A 19,351-nucleotide genomic window follows, 5' to 3' on the forward strand; every position below is an offset into this window, starting at 1 on the left:
AATCGGCTCCTGCCTGTAGCCTCGCCCACCTTTGCACTATTTCGGGCGTATCAACATGAGCCGTAGACACTTTCTTTTGCGCGCCACCCAGGCCGTTGCTACCACTGGCCTGCCTGCATGGGCCCAAACGGCCCAGGCCGCCGAAGAAGCACTGACCGCTCGCACCATCAACCTGGGTTGCTCCATCGCCTTGACCGGCCCCTTGGGCCAGGCGGGCATCGAGCAGGTGGCCGGCATGAAGGCCGCGTTTGCGGAGGTGAATGCCGCTGGCGGTGTGTTTGGCCGCGAGATCCGTATGGAACCCAAGGACGACGGCTATGTGGCCGCTCGCACGCTGAAGAACGTGACCGAGATGGTGGATTCACAGTCGATCTTTGCGCTGATCTCTCCCCTTGGCACGGCCAACACTGCGGCCATCCTCCCGTTGATCGAATCCAAAGGCATCCCCACTGTGGGGCCTGTGACGGGCGCCACCTCACTGCGCAGCGCTGAAGCCCGCCATGTTTTCTTTTTGCGCCCTACATACCGTGAAGAAACCCAACGCCTGGTCAAGCAGGTAGTGGACATGGGCCTCAAACGCATTGCCGTGGTGTACCTGGACAACCCGTTTGGTAAAGAGGTGCTCAAGGACATGGCCAAGGCGCTGGACGACATCAAAGTCGAACGCGCCGGTGAATTTGCGCTGGCCGTCGATGGCAAGAACGGAGCCGAGCTGGCCGACAAGGTGGCCGCTGAGCGCCCGGGCGCCGTGCTGCTGGCCACCACGGGCACGGCCAACACCGCGTTTGTGCATGCCTTCCGTGCCAAGGCGCAGGGCGTGCCGCTGGCGGGCCTGTCGGTCACGGTGATCTCGTCCGAACTGCCCAAGCTCGCCGCCTCCACACGGGGACTGGCGCTGGTGCAGGTGTTTCCGGACGCGAATTCACAAAAATCGGTGGTGGTGCGCAAGTTCCAGAGCACCATGAAGGCCACCGGCGCCAACCCCGCCTTCATCAACAGCGGCAGCGCGCTCGAAGGCTGGCTCAACGGCCAGATCATGATCGAGGGCCTCAAAAATGCGGGCAAGGACCTCACACGTGACCGCCTGCGCGCGGGCCTGGCCAGTATCCGCGCGCTGTCGTTTGGCGACTTCAACGTAGGCTTTGGCAACAAGGCGCCCTACATTGGCTCCGACGCTATCTACTTGGCGGTGTATGCGGAGAACGGGCGTCGGTTGAGCTGAAAATACACAAAATTGATAGCTGCTTGCGCTTATGCAGAAAGCGCTAGAGTCCAAAAAGGCTGAAATTTTCCAGCCCGTGTCTTCGCTCAGGGCAGCTTGCTTTCGCGCAGATACCGCGCCAGCAGTGTGCGCAGGCGCAAGGGGCGCAAGGGCTTGCGTAGCACGGGAAACTCCTTGCCCGCCGAGCGCAGCAGCTGCACGTCCTCGCCCGTCAGGATGGCTGCCAGCTTCAGCCCGTGCTGGCACGCGCGGGCCTCGCGCAGTACGGCCAGGCCGTCGCGCGTGCCGGGCAGGCGCCAGTCGCTCAGCACCACGTCAAACGCATCACTGGCCTGCGTGAGTGCGGCGCAGGCTGCATCGCCGTCGCTGGCGGCCTGCACGGTGAGGCCCCAGCCGGTCAGCAGTTGCACCAGCGCATCGCGCACCAGGGCGTTGTCTTCCACGACCAGCACGCGGCCTTGCAGCGGCGCGGTGGCGGCAGCCGGAGGCTCTGGCGTGGTGCTTTCGCTACCACGCGAGGCTGGCGGCAGGCGCAGGGCAAAGACCGAGCCGCGCCCAGGTTGCGAACGCAGCTCCACCGGGTGCCCCAGCAAGTCTGCAATGCGCCGCACCGTGGGCAGGCCCAGGCCGTGGCCCTTGTCGGGGTCGCGGGCGGGGTTGTTCAGCTGCACGAACTCTTCAAAGATGGATTCGTGCGCCTCGGCGGCAATGCCGATGCCGGTGTCGGCCACGAACAGGCACAAGCTTTGCTCGGAGCGGCGCACGCCCATCAGCACGCCGCCGCGTTCGGTGTAGCGGATGGCGTTGGTCAGCAGGTTGGCGAGCACCCGTTCGAGCAGCGCCGGATCGCTGACGGCCCAGGCGGACGTTGGGTGCACGCGCATCTGCAGCCCCTTGTGGCGGGCGGCGGCCTCGTAGGTGCCTGCCAGGCGCTCCAGCAAGGGCTGCACGGCAAAGGGGCGGGGCTGGGGCGTGACCTGGCCGCTGTCCAGGCGCGTGAGGTCGAGCACCACTCCCAGCAGCCGATCGAGAGCGGACAGGCATTCGTCCAGCCGCGCCAGGGTGGCCGGATCGCTGCGCCCCTCTTGGCCACCTTGCAGCACGCTCATGTAGAGGTTCATGGCTTGCAGCGGCTGGCGCAAATCGTGGCTGGCTGCGGCGAAGAAGCGGGACTTGGCGGCGTTGGCCTCGCGCAGCGCCAGGGCTTGGCTTTGCAGTTCGTCCACCAAGGCGCTGTTTTCATGGCGCAGCGCAATCATGCGTTGTAGCGTGCGCGCATGCTGCCTGCCGTAGTACAGCAGGTAAGCCAGCAGCAACAGCATGCCCGCACCAAGAAAGCGCGTGCTGCCATCGGCCTCCAGCAGCGCCCGCACTGCAAACGGCGTGATCAGTGTGGGCAGAAAAATCCACATGACCCTGGGGTGGTGTGCATGTGCGCCGATGCTGCCCGCTGCCGTACCGCCCAGCACCAGCGCCCAGTAAAACGGCACCAGGCTGCTGTTGGCATGGAAGAAGAGCACGGACGATGCGCCCCAGTACGCAGCAAGGATGAAGGCATCGACTTCGACCCGGCGCGCCCTGCGCGCAGGGCTCAAGGGGGTAGGCTGCGGCTGGCGCACGGCGGCCCGCCAAAGAGGCCTCCACAGATGCACCAGTACCAGCCCTGCCAGCCATGCGGCGAGCACCTGCGTTGGATACCAGCCGTGCATGGCCAGGGCCAGCAGCGATGCGGCCACGATGTTCGATACCACCGAGCCGCGCAGCGCCCGCGACAGCGAGCCGATGCTGTCGGCAAAGACGCGATCCGGTGGTGCGGCGGCCCTGTCTTCTTCAGGTCGCTTCACGTATCACCGCCTGCGCCATCATCACTGCCTGCACCCGATTGGCAGCGCCCATCTTGGTGAAGATGGCGTTCAGGTGGTTCTTCACCGTGCCGGGCGATATGCCCATGGCGCGGGCGATCTCCTTGTTGCTGCCGCCCGAGGCCAGCATGTGCAGCACATCGATCTGCCGCGCCGTCAGGCCGTAGGGGCCGGTGGGCTGCTCCGCATCAGGTGGCTGCGCGGCGACGGCGAACGAGGGCTCGCCCTCGGCCAATTGGCGCAGTTGCGCCAGCAGGGCGGGCACTTCCAGCGTTTTGGGCAGGTAGGCCACCAGCCCAGCGTCCTGCGTGCGGCGTGCCAGCGTTGGGTCGTCCACGCCAGACATCAGGCCCACACCCATGCCGGGGTGCTGCGCCATCAGCAGCGCGGCGCAGCGCAGGCCGTCCATGCCGGGCAGGCGGTAGTCCAGCAGCACCAGATCGAACCCTTCGCTCTCCCCCTCGCCATGGCCCGCCAGCAGGTCGATGGCCTCGGCGGGCGAGCCCACGGCCTGCACGCGCAGCCCCGGCGCCTGGTGGCGCAGCGCAGCGGCCAGCCCGTCGCGGAACAGGGGGTGGTCGTCCACTAGCAGAAGGGCAAAGCCGTTGAGCGGGTCCAAGGCGGGGTCTCCATTTTTCGTGAAGTTTTTCACGTTGCAGAGGATAGCGTGCAGCCCAGGCCCTCTGCATGGGCCGAATGGCATATGGCCGCGCGCGTTTTGCGTGGGCACCATCCCGCCCCATGCGTGAAAGGAAAAGCACGAAACCAGCTTGCGCCGCTCTTCACGTCCCATCCACCCACCAAGAGAAAAGTATGACCTCTTACAACACCCTCACCATCAGCGGTGCGGCACTGCTTGTCATGATGGCTCTGGCTGGCTGCGGCGACAAGACCGCAGAGTCCACCCAGACGGCCCAACAGGCCGCCGAAAAAGTCACCGGCAAGAAGAAAGTCAAGCTGAAGGGCAATACGCCCCTGGATGCCGCAGCCTATTCCGTCACCTCTGTGATGTCTGGCAAGTTCAAGGACTACCACATCACCGGCAACACCGTCCGGCTCGTCGTGAAGGACGGTGCAGCCCTGTCCGGCAGCGAATGCACCATCATCAACGCGGCTACGAAGGCGGATCACCCCAACGCCACCTTTGTCATCGACAGCGGCAGCGCAACCGTCACCTGCTGACCAGGATGCCATCCCGCCGCCTTCGTGAAAGCAAAACCATGCTAGTGCACCGCACCCGCCTGCTGCTAGTCGCCGCCTGCCTGCCCCTGGCCGCGCTGGCGGAGCACGGCCAGTCTGCCGCCGAGCGCGCGCAGGAAACCCCGCCCGGCCCCTGGCAGGGCAACTGGCGTGTGACACGCGACGACCCACGCATCCGAACCCGCGCCGGGGCCGAGCTGGCGCGGCTGCACATCATCCAGCAGCAGGGCAGCCGCGTGCTGCAGTTGCAATGGGTGGCAGGGCGCGCCATGTGCGAAGACCCGGCGGGCGAACCCTGCGAATGGGCGGGCGCGGCGGGCGAATCGGCCCACGCCCGCGAGCTGAAGGGCGGTGGCCTTGCCGCGCCGCTGGCGGTGAGCGTCGACACCGACGACCCCTTCACCCTGCGCTTTGCGCGCCACCCCGCGACGGGCCAGGCGGCAGAGGGCACGCTGACCAGCGCGCGCGGCGACATCCGATGGCGCGTGCGTATTGAGCGCGACAGTCAATGAACACCACTACCGAAAGAGAGAGCCTGCCATGAAGACCGCAACCCTTGCCATCGCCACCGCCGCCTGCTTCGCCGCAGCAGCCCAGGCCCAGGACATCGCCCCCGGCCTGTGGGAGTTCAAGCACGACGTGCGCGTGCCTGGCCAGCCGGACATGGCTGCCCAGATGGCGCAGATGCGCGAGCAGATGAAAAACCTGCCGCCCGAGGCGCGCAAGATGATGGAGCAGCAGATGGCGGGCCACGGCATCGGCATGGGCGCGGACGGCGCTCTGCGCCTGTGCATCAGCCCCGAGAACGCGAAGCAGGACCCCATCCGCGAAGGCCACACCGAGGGCGACTGCACCTACACCCAGGTCAAGCGCAGCGGCAGCACCTGGACGGGCCGCCTTACCTGCAAGGAGCCGCCCAGCCAAGGCGACTTCACCACCACGCTGCACAGTGCCAGCCACTTCAGCACCAAGGCCGTGCTCACCAGCAAGCAGCATGGCCGCATGGACATGAGCACCGAGGCGCGCCGCCTGTCGGCCGACTGCGGCACGCTCAAGCCCCTGGCAACGCCCACCAAGCCCGAGGCCAAGCGGTGATGGCAATGCGCGCCCAATCTGCCCTTATTGGCATGTTCGCCCTGTGCGCCGCCGCCGCCAGCGCGCAATCGCTGGATCACCTGGCCTGTGCGGCAGGCGTGCATTGCAGCGGCATGCTGCAGTCCGAAGAGGCGCGCATCGCGCTGGGCATCGACGGCCAGGCCGAGGCTCAGCGTGCCTTCATCGACGCCAGCCGCGACTTTCCCGACCCTGTATGGCGCTGCGCAGCCGCAGGCGAATGCGCGGGCGGCATGACGCAGAACGAGGCCCGGGTGCTCATCCCCTTGCCTGAAGAAGCCTTTGCCGCAGCCGAGGTCATGCGCCGTGGGCAAGTGCAAAAAGACCCGCCACCGCCCGCAAAAGCGCCTGCCGCTCCCCGGCCCGCAGGCAAGCCAGCGGCCAAGTCGCCCGGCATCGAGGTCGAGATCAACCAGCCTGGCCCCAAGGAGATTGACCTGCGGAAACCCCTACCCACGCCCGGCGGCGAAATCCAGCCGCAGGACGGCCCATGGCGCTTTGCCAACGGCAGCCCGCACACCAGCGGCAAGTGCTTGCCGGGCCTGACTGCAGCCCTTGCCGGGCAAATGCCCGCGCCGCGGTCCGGCCCCGTCACCTTTGCGCGCCCATTCAACGCCTCGCAAATCATCCGCAGCCCGCAGGTGGCGTGGCAGCGCATCGCGCCCAACCACTGGCGCGGCACGCTGGCCGCAAGCCAGGGCAAGCCGATGGAAATGGTTTGGGTTGTGCGCGTGCGCAGTGCCACGCACATGGAGGGCGAAAGCGTGGTGCGCGTCTCCGTGCCTTCGGCCTGCACCATCAGCACGCCGTTCACCTTTGCGCGGCAGTAGCCGCTGTCACGCTTTCTTTTTGAAGAGGATTTCATGCCTGTCACCCACCGACTTGTCGCCACCGCACTGCTGGCCTGCGCCGCCAATGCACCCGCCCACGCGCAAACCGTGCCGCAAGGCCCCGGCCAATCCATGCTGGTGCTCGACGCATCCGGCTCCATGTGGGGCCAGATCGCGGGCCGCGCCAAGATCGAGATCGCCCGCGAGGCCGTGGGCAGCATGCTCGCCACCTGGCCCGCCAGCCAGCAACTGGGGTTGATGGCCTATGGCCACCGCAGCAAGGGCGACTGCGCAGACATTCAGATGCTCAAGGCCCCGGGCACGGTCGACAAAGCCGGTTTTCAGCAGGCGGTGAACGCCTTGCAGCCCAAGGGCATGACGCCGATTTCCGCCTCGGTGCGGATGGCAGCAGAGCACCTGAAGTTCAGCGAGCGCAAAGCCACGGTCATCCTGGTGAGTGATGGCGAGGAAACCTGTCATGCCGACCCCTGCGCCCTGGGCAAGGAACTGGAGAAGCTGGGCGTGAACTTCACCGCCCACGTCGTGGGCTTCGACATCGACAAGAACCCCAAGGCCAAGGCGCAATTGCAATGCCTGGCGAGCAGCACCGGCGGGCGCTACGTGGACGCCCGCGATGCCAATGAACTGAACCAGGCATTGCAGAAGGTGGCTTCCAGCCCCCCACCGCAGCAGCCCGACAAGCTGTCGGGAATGGTGGGCCGCGTCTATGACACGAGCTTTGGCCGCTTGACGGTGGAGAGTGCGGACAAGAACCGCTTGACCGGGCGCTACGCGGGCACGGCCGCCGACGGTTCCGACGCGGGCACGATCGAAGGCGCGCTCACCCCGGACTCCGGGGGCGGCAGCTTCAATTTCGAGGGCCATTGGTTCGCCAAGTCGGCAGGCCAACGCTGTGCCGCATCAAGAAACGGCACGCACTACTGGGGCAGGGCGACGCTCGTCTTCAATCGTGAAGGCACCAATTTTCAGGGCTTTTGGGACTATTGCGACGCTGGCGGAGCGGCAGAGGGGGCCTGGCATGGAGACGTTGTCGAGGTACCGAAGAAGAACTAACGGCAACTCCTGATTTGATAGCTGCTTGCGCTTGTTCAGAAAGCGCTAGAGCCCGATTTGACCTATATTTCTTGGAAAAACTCATGACCACACTTGCCGACAACACCGCCGCCCGTGGTGCGCTGGAGCGCGCACAGGCCATCTTGCTGCGCCCGCGCGAAACCTGGCCCACGATTGCGGGCGAGGACGACAGCATCGCCCGCGTTTACAAAAGCTATTTGATCTACCTGGCCGCGATTCCAGCCGTGGCGGGCTTCATTGGCCAGAGCCTGGTGGGTGTGGGCGCGTTCGGCATCACGGTGCGCGTGCCCATCGTGCAAGGGTTGGTGGGCATGGTGGTGGGCTATGCGCTCACGCTGGCGCTGATGTACGGCATGGCCCTGGTGGCTAGCGCGCTCGCACCCAAATTTCAGGGCCAGGCGCACGTGCCGTCGGCCTTCAAGCTGCTGGCCTATGGCGCCACGGCGGGCATGGTGGGCGGGGTGTTCAGCCTGCTGCCTTCGCTGGCGATGTTGGGGCTGGTGGCGGCGCTGTACAGCATCTATCTGATGTACCAGGGCGCGCCCGTGCTGATGAAGGTACCGCATGAAAAGGCCATGGGCTACACGGCGGCGCTGGTGGCATGCGCCGTGGTGCTGGGGCTGGTGGTGGGCGGGGCGTCCGCGCTGTTCATGCCGCGCGCAGGGGTGGGGCTGGGCGGCTTGGCCGGTTCAGAGGGCGGCAACGTGAGCATCAGCGTGCCGGGCACGCAGAACAAGATCGACACCGCCAAGGTCGAGGCCGCCGCGCGCCGCATGGAGCAGGCCCAGGCGCGCGGCGACACGCAAGAGGCTGGCAAGGCCATGGGCGAGGCGCTGGGCGCCGCCTTGGGCGGGCAGGGCGGGGCGCCGATTGCGGTGGAAACCTTGAAGGGCCTGATGCCCGCCACGCTGGCCGGCATGCCGCGCACATCGGCGGACGCGCGCACCGAGGGCATGGCAGGCATGCAGTTCAGCAGCGTCACCGCGCAGTTTTCCGAAGGGGATCGGATGATCGAGCTGCGCGTGCTCGACATTGGCGCCATGCCCATGCTAGCCATGGCCGCGTGGTCGCGCGGCACGGTGGACCGCGAAACGGCCGATGAGGCCGAGCGCGTGTACCAGAAGGACGGCGTCTCCTACAAAGAGGAATACCGCAAGGATGGCAGCCAGTCGAGCTTTGCCATGCTGCTGCCCAACGGCGTGCTGTTGGACGCCAATGGCCATGTGCCGATGCCGGACTTGAAGGCCGCACTACAAGGTGTACCGATCGGACAACTGGCGGCGCTCAAGCGTTAAGGGTGCGCTGCATAACCCTTGCGAGACAGTGGTAGTGGGGGGGCGGGATGGGCCGCAAGGCGCCTTTTTGCAGCCAATGGCCCAGCTATTGGCACGAAAAGCAACGAAGCGGACCGCCCGAGACCGCGCTATCACCGACCGCAGGGAGTTGTGCAGAAAATCTTTAAACCCAGCCCAGTGCCCCCAATGCCGCGCCTGCCCCCAGCATCCACAGCAGGTGCAGCCTGGTGCGCCACACCAGCACCACGGTCACGGCGCTGAGCAGCCACAGGGGCCAAGCGGTGTCGAAGTTGCCGTGTGCGCGTGTCAGCACCCACGAGGTGGCCAGCAGCAGGCCAATGACCACCGGCGCCATGCCTTGTTTGAAGGCGCGCACGCCGCGCCGCTCGCGGTTGCGGTGGCCCCAGCGGGTGGCGGTCCAGGTCAGCAGGCTGCTGGGCAGCATCACGCCCAGCATGCACACCGCCATGCCCAGGGCGCCCAGCAGCCAGCCTGCAAGGCCTGGGCCGCCTGCGTTGATGCCCACATTCCAGCCCAGCAGCGCGATGAACAGCACGTTGGGGCCAGGTGCAGCCTGGGCAATGGCGATGGATGCGTTGAACTGCGGGTCGGTGAGCCAGGCGTTGCGCTCCACCAGGTAGCGGTGCATGTCGGGCGCGGTGGCAATGGCGCCGCCCACGGCCAGCAGTGACAGTGACAGGTAGTACAGGAACAGGTTGAACCAGTCGCCCGCGCTCAGGGCCGTCAAGGATGCGGTGAGGGTGGTGGCTGCATTCATGGCGCGAGCTTTCTCCACGTCAGCACGCAGGCCGCGCCACCGATCACCGGCAAAATCCAGAACAGCGGCCAGCGCAGCCACGCCATGGCCACGATGGTCAGCGCTGCAAACGCCACACACAGCGGGCGGCCCAACGGGTGGTTTTTGATCGACACAAACAGCTTGATGCCCACCCCCGCAATCAGCCCCGCCGCCACGGCGCCCATGCCGCGCAGCGCACCCGCCACGGCCGGGTGGCTGGCAAACTGCGCATAGACCACGGCCAGGGCCAGCACCAGGATCAGCGGAAAGGTCAGCATGCCCGCCAGCGCCGCCAACGCGCCGCGCAGGCCGAAGTAGCGGTCGCCAATCATGATGCTGAGGTTGACCACGTTGGGGCCCGGCATGATCTGCGCCACGGCCCAGTCCTCGACAAACTCCTCGTTCGTCATCCAGCGCTTTTTCTCCACCAGCTCGCGCTGCACCACGGCCAGCACGCCGCCAAACCCTTGCAGGGCCAGCCAGGTGAAAGACCAGAACAGATCGGACGGGTTGCGGGGTTGGGGCCGGGGTGGGGATTCCGGGGGCGGGGAGGGCAGATCGGTGGCAGTGGCCATGGAAAATTGAGTAAAAATGGCTGCTAGCGCTTATCTGGTAAGCGTTGGAAGCTATTAAATCAGGAGTATTTGGGGTGCGCGGCTGGCGCTGCGGTGCACCCCGCGCCATGTTACGCGCGCCACACGGGCTGCGCAGGGGATGCGGCCCTCGTCTTGCGGCAAGGCAGGGCCGGTGATTGGCGTACACGCTGAGGGTTGCGTGCCGCTATGCTGCGTGTCGGCGCAGCGCGGCTCTGGCTGCGACTGCCACCTTTCGCCGACCCCACCAGGATTTCCCGCCATGAAACTCATCCGTTACGGCCAGCCCGGCGCAGAACGCCCCGGCCTGATCGACGCCACCGGCACGCTGCGCGACCTGTCCATGCTGCTGCCCGACATGGGCCCGGCCCAGCTCAACCCGCGCACGCTTTCTGCCCTGGTCGCCATCGACGCAAGCCGCCTGCCGCCCGTCTATGGCACACCGCGCCTGGGCAGCCCGGTGGCTGGGGTGGGCAAGATCGTGTGCGTGGGGCTCAACTATGCCGACCACGCGCGCGAGGCGGGCCTGCAGCCGCCCGCCGAGCCTGTGTTGTTCATGAAGGCCGTGACGGCGCTCAGCGGCCCCAACGACGATGTGCGCATTCCGCCCGGCGCCGTCAAGACCGACTGGGAGGTCGAGCTGGGCATCGTCATCGGCACTCGTGCGCGCCAGGTGGCCGAGGCCGATGCGCTGCAGCATGTGGCGGGCTATGTGCTGGCCAACGATGTGTCTGAACGCGCCTGGCAGATGGAGCGCGGCGGCCAGTGGGACAAAGGCAAGAGCTACGACACCTTTGCCCCGATCGGCCCGTGGCTGGCCACGGTTGACGAGGTGCCCGACCCGCACGCCATCGACCTGTGGCTGGAGGTCAACGGCCAGCGCGTGCAAAACGGCAGCACCCGCAACTTCATCTTTGGCGTGCCCACCGTGGTGTCGTACATCAGCCAGTTCATGACGCTGGAGCCCGGCGACGTGGTGCTGACCGGCACACCCGCAGGTGTGGGGCTGGGGCAAAAGCCCGACCCCTGGTTCCTCAAGCCCGGTGATGTGATGCGCCTGGGCGCCACGGGCCTGGGTGAGCAGGTGCAAAAGTGCGTGGGTGGATGAGTCGGGCGGTGGGCCTGGTGCGGTTCACACGGCGTAGCGCTCTTGGGGCCGGATCTATTTGCCCAGCTTACCGATCAGCAGATGGTCCTTGGTTCGCCAGCCAGCCTGCTCCGGGGTGCTGACCCTGAAGATTTTCAGGTCCGCCTGGCTGGCGTGCTTGACGCGGTAGACCTTGAAGCTGGCCTGGTTGGCATAGGCCACAAAGAACCAGATCGCATCGCCGCTGGCCTGGGTGGCGTAGTGCACCTCGTGCCAGCACAGGTCGGCCTGGCTTTCATGCGCCACCTCGCAACAGTGGGCGTCGGCCTGGTTTTCGTATTTCACTTCCAGGATCTTGGCCATGGGCATCCTTTCGGGCGGTGGTTCGGGCGGGGGCTTGTCCTTCCAAGGGTATCCAGACTTTGGGCGCGCCAGCCCCTGGGTTGCCCTGTAGAGATGTAAGATTTTGAGTAAAAACAGGGCCTGGCGCTTGATGGGAAAGCGCAAGCAGCTATCAAATTGGGAGTGCGAGGAGCAACCAGGGCCCGGTTGCGGGTCAGTTCTCCACCTGCACCGACTCTACAAACACCAGCTCGCAGGAATTGGCCCCGGAATCCGACCGTGTGAGCGAACTCGTCCAGCGCCAGCCGCTGGGGTGTGTCACCTCCACCAGCCTGCCGGTGATGCGGATGTAGGCCCCCGCACGGGCCTTTTTGAGCGCCCGCTCCACCACGGGCGTGGCTGCAATCATGTGCATGTTGGCTGACGATTCGATGATCTCCTGCAGCGGGATGGGCGGTTCGTCGCGCCAGGTGTAGCGGTACCAGCGGCCGCCCTGGGTGATTTTCAAGGCTTCGTACACCGCAGGGTCGGCCATGCGCTTCCAGCCCAGGGCCAGGTCCAGCGGGGACAGCTCGGCCTCCTTGCCCACGTAATAGTCTTCGCGCGACAACACCCGTGCGCGCACGGCAAAGGTGGCCAGTGGCTTGACCTGGTAGCCCCGGAACTCGAAAGCCGCCTTGCTGGTGGCTTCTTGCACGGGGCTGTCTGCCAGCGGCTGAGAGACAGCGGCCAGCCCGTGGTTTTGCAGCCGCTGGTCGGCGTAGTGCACCCTGAGCTTCTCGACGGCAAAAAACGCCACCAGCAGGGCTATGGCGATCTTGAAGAGGGTGGAGACGTTCATGGGCTTTCACACTAGTCACGGAATTGTGCACAGATGCAACGCCAGGTAACGCCGAAAGGCGCTCCACCGATTGGCGACATCCGCTGACAGCCCGGGGGGCCGCCCCCCCGCAGCGGTGGGCCCGGGTGGCGTACACAGTGGCCGGATGCGCGTGCAACCTTTTCCCCCTCCAGTCTGTGTTCCATGACCGCTGAGCTGCTTCCCGCCCTGGGCTTTGTGCTGGTCGGCCTGCTGCTGGTGGTGATGACCCTGACCAGCTCCTTCATCGCGCGTGTGCCACTCAGCTCGGCCATCCTGTACCTGGCCGTGGGCGTCGGCATTGGGCCCTGGGGGCTGGGCCTGCTGGTAGTGGACCCGGTGGGTGATGCCCCGCTGCTGGAGCGGCTGACCGAGATTGCCGTGCTCATCTCGCTGTTTACCGTGGGCCTGAAGCTGGATCTGCCCCTGCGCGACCGGCGCTGGCGCATTCCGGTGCAGCTGGCCACCGTGTCGATGCTGATCACCGTGGGCGCCATCACCGCCGTGGGCGTGTGGCTGCTGCACCTGCCGCTGGGCGCTGCCGTGCTGCTGGGGGCCATCCTGGCGCCCACCGATCCGGTGCTTGCGTCCGATGTGCAGGTGTCCGACCCGCAAGACCGTGATCGCTTGCGTTTTGGCCTGACGGGCGAGGGCGGGCTGAACGATGGGGCGGCGTTTCCGCTGGTGATGCTGGGCCTGGGCCTGATGTCGCTGCACGACCTGGGCGAGAGTGGCTGGCGCTGGTGGGCGGTGGACGTGCTCTGGGCCGTGGTGGGTGGCCTGTTGATTGGCTACCTGCTGGGCGTGGTTGTGGGCCGGGCCATTTTGTACCTGCGCATCCGCCACCGCGAGGCGCTGGGCCCGGACGAGTTCATGGTGCTGGGGCTCATCGCGCTGGCTTATGGCGTGGCCTTGTTGTGCCATACCTACGGCTTTCTGGCGGTGTTTGCTGCCGGGTTGGCGCTGCGGCGCGCGGCGGCGGAGCCAGCTGCGTCCGTGGCATCGCCTGCTCAAGGCGACAACAACGATGGTGAAGCCCCCGTGGCTGCTCAGGCGCCGGGCCACATGATGGAGTCGGTCGAGCGCTTCAACGCCCAGCTGGAACGCCTGGCCGAAGTGACTGTGGTGCTGGTGGTGGGTGCGCTGCTTTCGGTGGTGGACTTTGGCACCGAGGTGTTGTGGTTTGTGCCCGTGCTGCTGCTGGTGATCCGCCCGCTGGCGGTGTATGCAGGGCTGGTGGGCGCCAAGGTAGAGCGCTCGCAGCGCCGCCTGATCGCATGGTTTGGCATCCGGGGCATTGGTTCCATCTACTACCTCATGTACGCCATCACACACGACCTGCATCCGGTGATTGCGCAGCGCCTGCTGGCGATCACGCTAGCGGTGGTGGTGGCGTCGGTGCTGCTGCACGGGGTGTCGGTGACGCCGCTGATGCGGCGCTACGAGACGCGCCGCAAGACGAAGGCACAGCGGCCACGGTGAGTTAGCAAGACCGGTTCAATCGAAAATGACCGCTAGCGCTTTATCTGTATGGTTTTGTTGCTATGAGTTTTGTATTTTTTGGGGGGCGACCCCCTCTCGCCGCACCTCAGAGGCTGAGAGTTTTTTAGCCGAGCCGAGGCGTTTTCGCGTGCAAGGCGGGCATGGATAAAAGACTCTCAGCCTCTCAGACCCAGGTGTCGTGGCAAGGCACATGGGCGGGGGCCAGGTTGATGTACTGCACCAGCCGGGGCTGCGTGCCCCGATTGGGGCTGGGGCCATGGGGCAGGGCCTGGTGCCAGATCACCAGATCGCCCGCGCCCGCGCCGATGGGGGTGGCACCCAGCGCATGCAGGTCTTGCTGGCGGGGCTCGACCCCAGCGGGCAGCTGGGCCAGCCAGTCGCCCACCCGGCGGTGAAAACCTGGCACCAGGGTGAGGGCACCTTGTTCGGGGGGCGTGTCGGTCAGGTACAGGATGCCCTGGGTGGCAAAGGGAATAGGCTGGTGCAGGCTCACATCCCAGTGCATGCCCTGGCCCCCGTAGGGGTAGCCGGGGCGTTCTGGAGGGTTGAAGCCACAGCGGTCGGTGCTGCGCCACAGGTCTGCCGTGCCCCACAGCTGCGCAAATGCCTTGTGGATGCGCAGGGAACGTCGGTTGACCTCGAATGCCGGGTGCTGAAACATCTGCACCATGGTGTTGCGCGGGGCGTGGGCGTACCACGACTCCCCATCTGCCGGGTCGGCGCGCACGGCCTCCCACACCGCCTGTGCGGCGGCGGCGCTGTGCTCTGGCGTGGTGGCCTGGCGCACCACCACATAGCCATGCTCGTCCCAATGCGCTAGGTCGTCCGCATTCAGCACGGGCGCCATCGCATCGATCCGGGCCTGCAACTGCAAGGCCGCTTCGGGCGCCGGGCCGCCATCCACAAGGGCTTGAATCCGCGCCACGGTAGCGGCATCGGGCGCGCCCGCCGTGCGCACGATCCAGTCCTCAAAGGCAGCGAACTCCGGGGCCTCGCGCAGCACGTATTGCATGGTCTGCTCCAGCCCCACACCCAGCGCGGCCAGCACGATCTGTGTGCGGTGGGCCTCCGCTTCGGCGCCCTTCAAACCCTGGCCCTGGCGTGCGGCCATCCAGCGTGACCAACAGCGTTTGAGGTGTGGGACCTGCAGGGCGCCCCTGTCCGCATCGGGCGGCAAGGAGCCAGACGCTGTTGGGGGCGTGGTGGTTGCGATCGGGGAGTGCATGGATGGAGCAAATCAAAAACGGTTCGGGGTCACAAGGCGCGGCCCGCGCCGAACCCTGCGCGCAGGCCTGCCGATTTTGCAGGGTGGTCCGCCATCACCGGGCCAGGGCCACATCGCCTGCAAGCCGCTGCGCCACCACATTGCGCACAGACGCCGGGGCGCTCTCCAGCAGGCTGGGCCATTCCGTTTTGGCCCGCGCCACCGTGTCGCGCAACAAGGCCAGGTGCCGGGGCACGCGCAGCAGCCCGGCCGATTTCATCAGGCCTTCCATGTCGTCCCAGGTCAGCGCCCGCAGGGTGTTGTCGATGGCGCGGTTCACGGCATATTGCTGGTCCGGCACGCCCTCAAAAAACGCGGCCACACACACCGGGTCGTACACCGGGGCCAGCTGTGGCACGCGGCCGTCGGGGTAGACCAGGGCCCAGTTTTTCAGGTGCGCGTCGGTGTTGCCCATGAGGATGAAGGCCACCATGCGCGCCAGAAACTCGCGCGTGTCCAACACCGGCTGGCGGCTCAGGCGGTTGAGCACGCGCAGCATGGTGGCCCAGTCCTGCAGTGCGCCCTTGCCATGGGTTTTGCCGTATTTCTGGCGCGGCGTGTAGCCCAGCACTTGGTTGAACTCTTCCATGTGCACGCGGGCGCCGCCGGGTAGGTGGTCAAAACGCTGCACGGCCAGAATTTCGTTGAAGGGCACGGCATCGGGCAGGTCGGCCTCGGCCCGGGTGATGACGCGCACATCGGCGCAATGCAGGCCCAGCGCCTTGCACAGCTGGTAGCCGGTGAACTCGTTGGTCACGAGGTCGGGGTGGGCGGTGGTGGGCAGCTTCAAGATCACGCTGCCCGCCGCGCCCTTGCGATGCACCGTGTAGCGGCGGCCGTCCTGCACCGCGCTGAACTTGGTCACCACGCCGGGCAGCGAGGCCGCGTCTTCCACCGGGTATTCCACAAACCCCGGCTCCAGCACATCGAGCCCCTGGGTCGTGTGCCAGTGCCGCACCACGTCCGGGATGCCGTGTTGCGCAGGCACGGGCTCCACCTCCAGCGCGCCCATCAGGTCGTGGCCTGCGGCGGCCAGCAGCTCGAACTCGTCATCGGGGCTACAGCCACGCTCGTGCGCAAGCCGCTCGCGGTTGTGGCCCTCGGGCAGCAGGTTCTGAAAGTACACCGGCCAGCGCCCATCGGTGCGCACCAGCCGCGCATCCCGCGCCGACGCGAGGATCTGCTGCGTCGCGGCCTCGTCGGCACCCTGAAAGCTCAGCGACAGGGTGGGGCGCTGCGGGTTGCGGATGTAGCTCTCGTCAAACGACACGCGCAGGATGTCGCCGTATTGCGAGAGGTAGCCAATCGGCTCGCGACCGCCCGCCGCCCCGTCCGCCTTTGCCGGGCGGTGCAGGTACAGGCGCAGGTAGCGGATGGAGGTGCTCATGGAGTGTTGGCGGAATGGGTGCGCACGTTGTGACCGCTATTGGTCAGCGTCGCATCCCGTCCACCACGGATGGCGGGGCATCCACGCCCTCGGGCTGCCCCAGAAACTTGCCCCCCGACTGGATGAACGCCTCCAGGCTGGGCCGCAGGCTGCTGGGCACGGCAATGATGTCCATGCCCAGCACGCGGGCCATTTCAGCCAGGGTGGAATAGCGCGGGTCCAGGTCGCCGCCTTCGGTGCGCTGCACCGTCATGCGGCTAAGGCCTGCAAGCTCGGCAAGCTGGGCCTGGGTCATCTGGTGGGCCTTGCGGGCGGCGGCAAGGGTAGGTATGAGGTCAGTAGACATGATGCTATTTATACTCTTAATATTTAAAAAGAGTATAAATTTTATCTTTTCGCAAAGTTTTTTGACCCAACGGGAGCGAGAAGTGGCGGGTATGCCGCTACAGGTCAGGCCCAGTCTGTGCCACTGTTCCGGCAGGACTGCCCGGAACGGGCGCAATGCAGCGGTTGCAGTCGGTGGTGTCGGCCCTCTGAGTTCGCGGTCTGGGCCACTCAGCGCTCATTAACGCGCATGCGACACCTCGGACCCAGTGGCCTGGTTCAAAGTTCGGCTGACCTTGCCAGCCAGCCGGTACGTTCACCACGCCCGAACCTCTATTGACATCGGCCCATTCGGCGTGGACTTACATGCAGCTTAATGAACCCGCAGCACCTCAAACTGCTGTCGGATTGAAGCGACCTGTATCGACACCTCGTCACCCTCGCATTTACCCAGCATGGCCCCGCCCACAGGGGCCTCGCTGCTGATGACCTGAACGAGCTGTGCGCCGCTGACCAACTTCATGCTGCCCCCATCCGGGCCGAGGAAGAGCTGCTGCTCCTTGTCGTCAGAATCAACCAGGCAGACCAGCGCGCCGAGCTGGATACCTTTGCTGGCGTCGTAGGGGCGCGGGCGGAATTGGCGCCAATTGGCTATCGCCTGGCGGATGGCTTCGGCGCGCCGAGCTTGGCCGGTGGCCAGGTAGGCGGCTTCGAGTCCTAATGTGTCGTATTTGTTTTCGGCGATGTTTTCTTCGTGAGTGGCCGTTTCATGGGCCGCCCGCATTGCCTGTTCTGCTTGCACCAGGTCTTCGGCGAGCCGTTCCAGCACCTGCTTCTGCAGCAAAAATTTATCCATGATGAAGGGGCGGCATCTCGAACAAACGGGGGTAAGTCTTGATTGTGAAGGACTCCACCAGCCCTCGACGCTCTTGTTGGCTGCCGTGACCTTCAGCTAAGTGCACGCTGCTACCGATGAGATCATTGATGGAGCCCATTGCCAGGTACGAAGGGATAGACTGAGCCATGCAAAGATTTCCCCTCAGCGTTGTTGCAGCCGTTCGTTGGTTGGCTTTGGCAATTTTTTGCTTCGGCACTGTCAATGTCGGCCAAATGCTGATTTTTTATCAGGTCACGCATTGGGGGAGGTTTGTCTGTCCAGAAGGGTGGTGGCGTTCGTCGCCCGGACTATGTGCTTTTCCACCCGTATCAATTTCGATCTGGTCGATTAGCTACGCTGCAGTTTCGATACTTCTTGTTTGCACTGGCGTGTTGCTCGCGCCCTCACATAAGCTGAAAGCATGCGCGACCATGCTGATCGCGTTGATGAGTTGGCAAGCCTACATCCTCATCGCCAAATCGTTCTCTTGGGTGGCTCTCGGGTCGCTGTGGGCAGTGGTTGGCATAGCAACATGCTTTGGCCTTGGCGCACTGGCTTCGCGTAGCCCATCATTGCGGCGAACGTACGCAAATATTCCCGCTCCTCAGTAGATTAAGCATCCGTTGCCGCTAGCCCTGGACGGCTCCTACTGGTCAATAGCCACAGTCGTTGCAACGGCCGCAACGGGCCCTGAGCAGCCGTTCCGAAGCGCGGCCCGGAAGCTGCCATTGACTTGTTGCACGGGGCTGTTGCAAATTTCGTTGTCTGCCCACCAAGCTATAGTTTGCCGATTTGAAGCATGTCGGGTTTCACGGAATTTTTATACTTGGACGGTTGAACAGGTCGCCCCTTGCAAACCTATGCTGCAAGCCACTTTCCGGAGAAATCAGTGTCCAGAATATCCCGCACGGTCCAGTTTATCACGCAGGTTTTGCGGGATACATCACGTTAAGTTACACAGGAATTAGCTTATGAAGATTACCGTAGGTGGCCGCGAACTCATTACTACGGCGGTTCTACAAGTCCCCGATGGAGAGGACGCTTGGATTGAGTTTCAGGCTGGAACCTGGAACGTTCGGCTCAACGTAAAGTTCGTCGACGACAAAGAGGACTCGACACAAAGATTCTTTCTCGAAGGTAAGGACGATCATGCAGTCTTAACCTTCAACAATTGGAATAACGGCTTGCCCAGTGCAATTCCGAAACCGTTCCCGTTTGGCGAGACTGACAATCGAAAAATCGCATTCGTCTTTTCAGGCTATTCCGTTGCAGGCTTCAAGCGTTTGGACATTTCGTTCTTATGGGAGACCGAAAATGGCCAGTAATGGAACGTTCGCTCAAATCCAAGCGCCTACCAAAAGCGTCCACAGCAATCTAGATCAAGAGATCATCCAAATCACCGAAGATAGGCTGCGCTTGGTATTGAAAGACCACCTGGAACTTGTTGAGGAAAAAAAGGCGTGGCACGCGCCACTTGGCGTTCTCATTGCCATAGTGGCGGCTGTTTGTAACAGCAGATTTTCGTGATGCATATTTCAAGGCGGAAACTTGGCAAGCTGTCTTCTTGATCACAGGCATCCTGTCGTTAATCTGGCTAATAAAAACCATCTACAGGTCAGCTACTTCGCCTAGCATCGATGACATTGTTTCCAAGATCAAAACACGGTCTACAGACGGTAAAACCTAACCTGCCAGTCGA

Annotated in this window: 22 protein-coding genes and 1 pseudogene; 11 read left to right on the forward strand and 12 right to left on the reverse strand. The window is 64.8% G+C overall.

All coding sequences use genetic code 11. The features are described 5' to 3' along the window. Window positions 1–55 precede the first annotated feature (55 nt). On the forward strand, window positions 56–1,222 hold the full coding sequence (locus tag C8C94_RS05490) for an ABC transporter substrate-binding protein (RefSeq protein ID WP_121420006.1): 1,167 nt from the start codon (window positions 56–58) through the stop codon (window positions 1,220–1,222). Between the two features lie 86 nt (window positions 1,223–1,308). Here the strand turns inward: C8C94_RS05490 and C8C94_RS05495 are convergent, their stop codons facing one another. Beyond that, on the reverse strand, window positions 1,309–3,066 hold the full coding sequence (locus C8C94_RS05495; protein WP_121420007.1) for a hybrid sensor histidine kinase/response regulator: 1,758 nt from the start codon (window positions 3,064–3,066) through the stop codon (window positions 1,309–1,311). Continuing rightward, window positions 3,053–3,703 carry a response regulator transcription factor gene (locus C8C94_RS05500; RefSeq protein ID WP_158603802.1) on the reverse strand — a complete coding sequence of 217 codons (651 nt, stop codon included), beginning with the start codon at window positions 3,701–3,703 and terminating at the stop codon, window positions 3,053–3,055. The genes C8C94_RS05495 and C8C94_RS05500 overlap by 14 nt, the downstream gene beginning before the upstream one ends. A gap of 194 nt (window positions 3,704–3,897) precedes the next feature. Between C8C94_RS05500 and C8C94_RS05505 the strand changes: the two genes are divergently transcribed. The 6 genes from C8C94_RS05505 to C8C94_RS05530 all read left to right on the forward strand — a co-directional run bounded on the left by C8C94_RS05505 (window position 3,898) and on the right by C8C94_RS05530 (window position 8,617). Beyond that, window positions 3,898–4,266: a hypothetical protein gene (locus C8C94_RS05505; protein WP_121420009.1), complete on the forward strand. Its 369-nt coding sequence runs from the start codon at window positions 3,898–3,900 to the stop codon at window positions 4,264–4,266. A 38-nt stretch (window positions 4,267–4,304) separates the two neighbouring features. Further along, window positions 4,305–4,796, forward strand: a complete 492-nt coding sequence (locus C8C94_RS05510; protein WP_121420010.1) for a hypothetical protein — start codon at window positions 4,305–4,307, stop codon at window positions 4,794–4,796. A 28-nt stretch (window positions 4,797–4,824) separates the two neighbouring features. Next, window positions 4,825–5,379 carry a DUF3617 domain-containing protein gene (locus tag C8C94_RS05515; RefSeq protein ID WP_121420011.1) on the forward strand — a complete coding sequence of 185 codons (555 nt, stop codon included), beginning with the start codon at window positions 4,825–4,827 and terminating at the stop codon, window positions 5,377–5,379. A gap of 5 nt (window positions 5,380–5,384) precedes the next feature. Beyond that, on the forward strand, window positions 5,385–6,227 hold the full coding sequence (locus C8C94_RS05520) for a hypothetical protein (RefSeq protein ID WP_147433232.1): 843 nt from the start codon (window positions 5,385–5,387) through the stop codon (window positions 6,225–6,227). A gap of 33 nt (window positions 6,228–6,260) precedes the next feature. Further along, entirely contained in the window at window positions 6,261–7,301 is a 1,041-nt protein-coding gene (locus C8C94_RS05525) for a VWA domain-containing protein (protein ID WP_121420013.1), read from the forward strand. An 83-nt stretch (window positions 7,302–7,384) separates the two neighbouring features. After that, the gene (locus C8C94_RS05530; RefSeq protein WP_121420014.1) at window positions 7,385–8,617 is read left to right on the forward strand and encodes a Yip1 family protein; all 1,233 of its coding nucleotides are present in this window, start codon (window positions 7,385–7,387) and stop codon (window positions 8,615–8,617) included. Window positions 8,618–8,780: 163 nt separating this feature from the next. Here the strand turns inward: C8C94_RS05530 and C8C94_RS05535 are convergent, their stop codons facing one another. Continuing rightward, window positions 8,781–9,395, reverse strand: a complete 615-nt coding sequence (locus C8C94_RS05535) for a chromate transporter (RefSeq protein WP_121422720.1) — start codon at window positions 9,393–9,395, stop codon at window positions 8,781–8,783. Next, window positions 9,392–9,991, reverse strand: a complete 600-nt coding sequence (locus C8C94_RS05540; RefSeq protein ID WP_121420015.1) for a chromate transporter — start codon at window positions 9,989–9,991, stop codon at window positions 9,392–9,394. The genes C8C94_RS05535 and C8C94_RS05540 overlap by 4 nt, the downstream gene beginning before the upstream one ends. 280 nt (window positions 9,992–10,271) lie before the next feature. Between C8C94_RS05540 and C8C94_RS05545 the strand changes: the two genes are divergently transcribed. After that, the gene (locus C8C94_RS05545) at window positions 10,272–11,117 is read left to right on the forward strand and encodes a fumarylacetoacetate hydrolase family protein (RefSeq protein WP_121420016.1); all 846 of its coding nucleotides are present in this window, start codon (window positions 10,272–10,274) and stop codon (window positions 11,115–11,117) included. Window positions 11,118–11,171: 54 nt separating this feature from the next. Here C8C94_RS05545 and C8C94_RS05550 read toward each other — a convergent pair whose 3' ends face one another. Continuing rightward, window positions 11,172–11,459 (reverse strand): DUF6150 family protein, encoded by a 288-nt coding sequence (locus tag C8C94_RS05550; RefSeq protein ID WP_121420017.1) that lies wholly within the window; start codon window positions 11,457–11,459, stop codon window positions 11,172–11,174. Between the two features lie 193 nt (window positions 11,460–11,652). Beyond that, window positions 11,653–12,279: a hypothetical protein gene (locus C8C94_RS05555; protein WP_121420018.1), complete on the reverse strand. Its 627-nt coding sequence runs from the start codon at window positions 12,277–12,279 to the stop codon at window positions 11,653–11,655. A gap of 183 nt (window positions 12,280–12,462) precedes the next feature. Between C8C94_RS05555 and C8C94_RS05560 the strand changes: the two genes are divergently transcribed. Beyond that, the gene (locus C8C94_RS05560; protein WP_121420019.1) at window positions 12,463–13,779 is read left to right on the forward strand and encodes a sodium:proton antiporter; all 1,317 of its coding nucleotides are present in this window, start codon (window positions 12,463–12,465) and stop codon (window positions 13,777–13,779) included. Window positions 13,780–13,963: 184 nt separating this feature from the next. Here C8C94_RS05560 and C8C94_RS05565 read toward each other — a convergent pair whose 3' ends face one another. The 5 genes and pseudogenes from C8C94_RS05565 to C8C94_RS05580 form a co-directional block, all read right to left on the reverse strand. After that, complete coding sequence (locus C8C94_RS05565; protein ID WP_233573405.1) at window positions 13,964–15,025, reverse strand: phytanoyl-CoA dioxygenase family protein; 1,062 nt, start codon at window positions 15,023–15,025, stop codon at window positions 13,964–13,966. 94 nt (window positions 15,026–15,119) lie between these two features. Beyond that, a complete protein-coding gene (locus C8C94_RS05570; protein WP_121420021.1) occupies window positions 15,120–16,451 on the reverse strand; it encodes a type II toxin-antitoxin system HipA family toxin in 1,332 nt (443 codons plus the stop codon). A gap of 43 nt (window positions 16,452–16,494) precedes the next feature. Next, a complete protein-coding gene (locus C8C94_RS05575; protein WP_121420022.1) occupies window positions 16,495–16,797 on the reverse strand; it encodes a helix-turn-helix transcriptional regulator in 303 nt (100 codons plus the stop codon). A gap of 97 nt (window positions 16,798–16,894) precedes the next feature. Further along, window positions 16,895–17,101, reverse strand: a pseudogene (locus C8C94_RS26020) (hypothetical protein); the annotation flags it as partial. Window positions 17,102–17,148: 47 nt separating this feature from the next. Further along, on the reverse strand, window positions 17,149–17,631 hold the full coding sequence (locus C8C94_RS05580) for a GreA/GreB family elongation factor (RefSeq protein WP_121420023.1): 483 nt from the start codon (window positions 17,629–17,631) through the stop codon (window positions 17,149–17,151). A gap of 167 nt (window positions 17,632–17,798) precedes the next feature. Here C8C94_RS05580 and C8C94_RS25415 point away from each other — a divergent pair, with 167 nt between their 5' ends. Both C8C94_RS25415 and C8C94_RS05585 read left to right on the forward strand, forming a co-directional pair. Further along, entirely contained in the window at window positions 17,799–18,263 is a 465-nt protein-coding gene (locus C8C94_RS25415) for a hypothetical protein (RefSeq protein WP_147433233.1), read from the forward strand. 360 nt (window positions 18,264–18,623) lie between these two features. Then, a complete protein-coding gene (locus tag C8C94_RS05585; protein ID WP_055401062.1) occupies window positions 18,624–18,977 on the forward strand; it encodes a DUF6864 domain-containing function in 354 nt (117 codons plus the stop codon). A 49-nt stretch (window positions 18,978–19,026) separates the two neighbouring features. Here the strand turns inward: C8C94_RS05585 and C8C94_RS25590 are convergent, their stop codons facing one another. Beyond that, window positions 19,027–19,224, reverse strand: a complete 198-nt coding sequence (locus C8C94_RS25590; protein WP_158603803.1) for a hypothetical protein — start codon at window positions 19,222–19,224, stop codon at window positions 19,027–19,029. Between the last annotated feature and the right edge of the window lie 127 nt (window positions 19,225–19,351).

This window comes from Acidovorax sp. 94, from assembly GCF_003634645.1.
GTDB classification, from domain to species: domain Bacteria; phylum Pseudomonadota; class Gammaproteobacteria; order Burkholderiales; family Burkholderiaceae_C; genus Acidovorax; species Acidovorax facilis.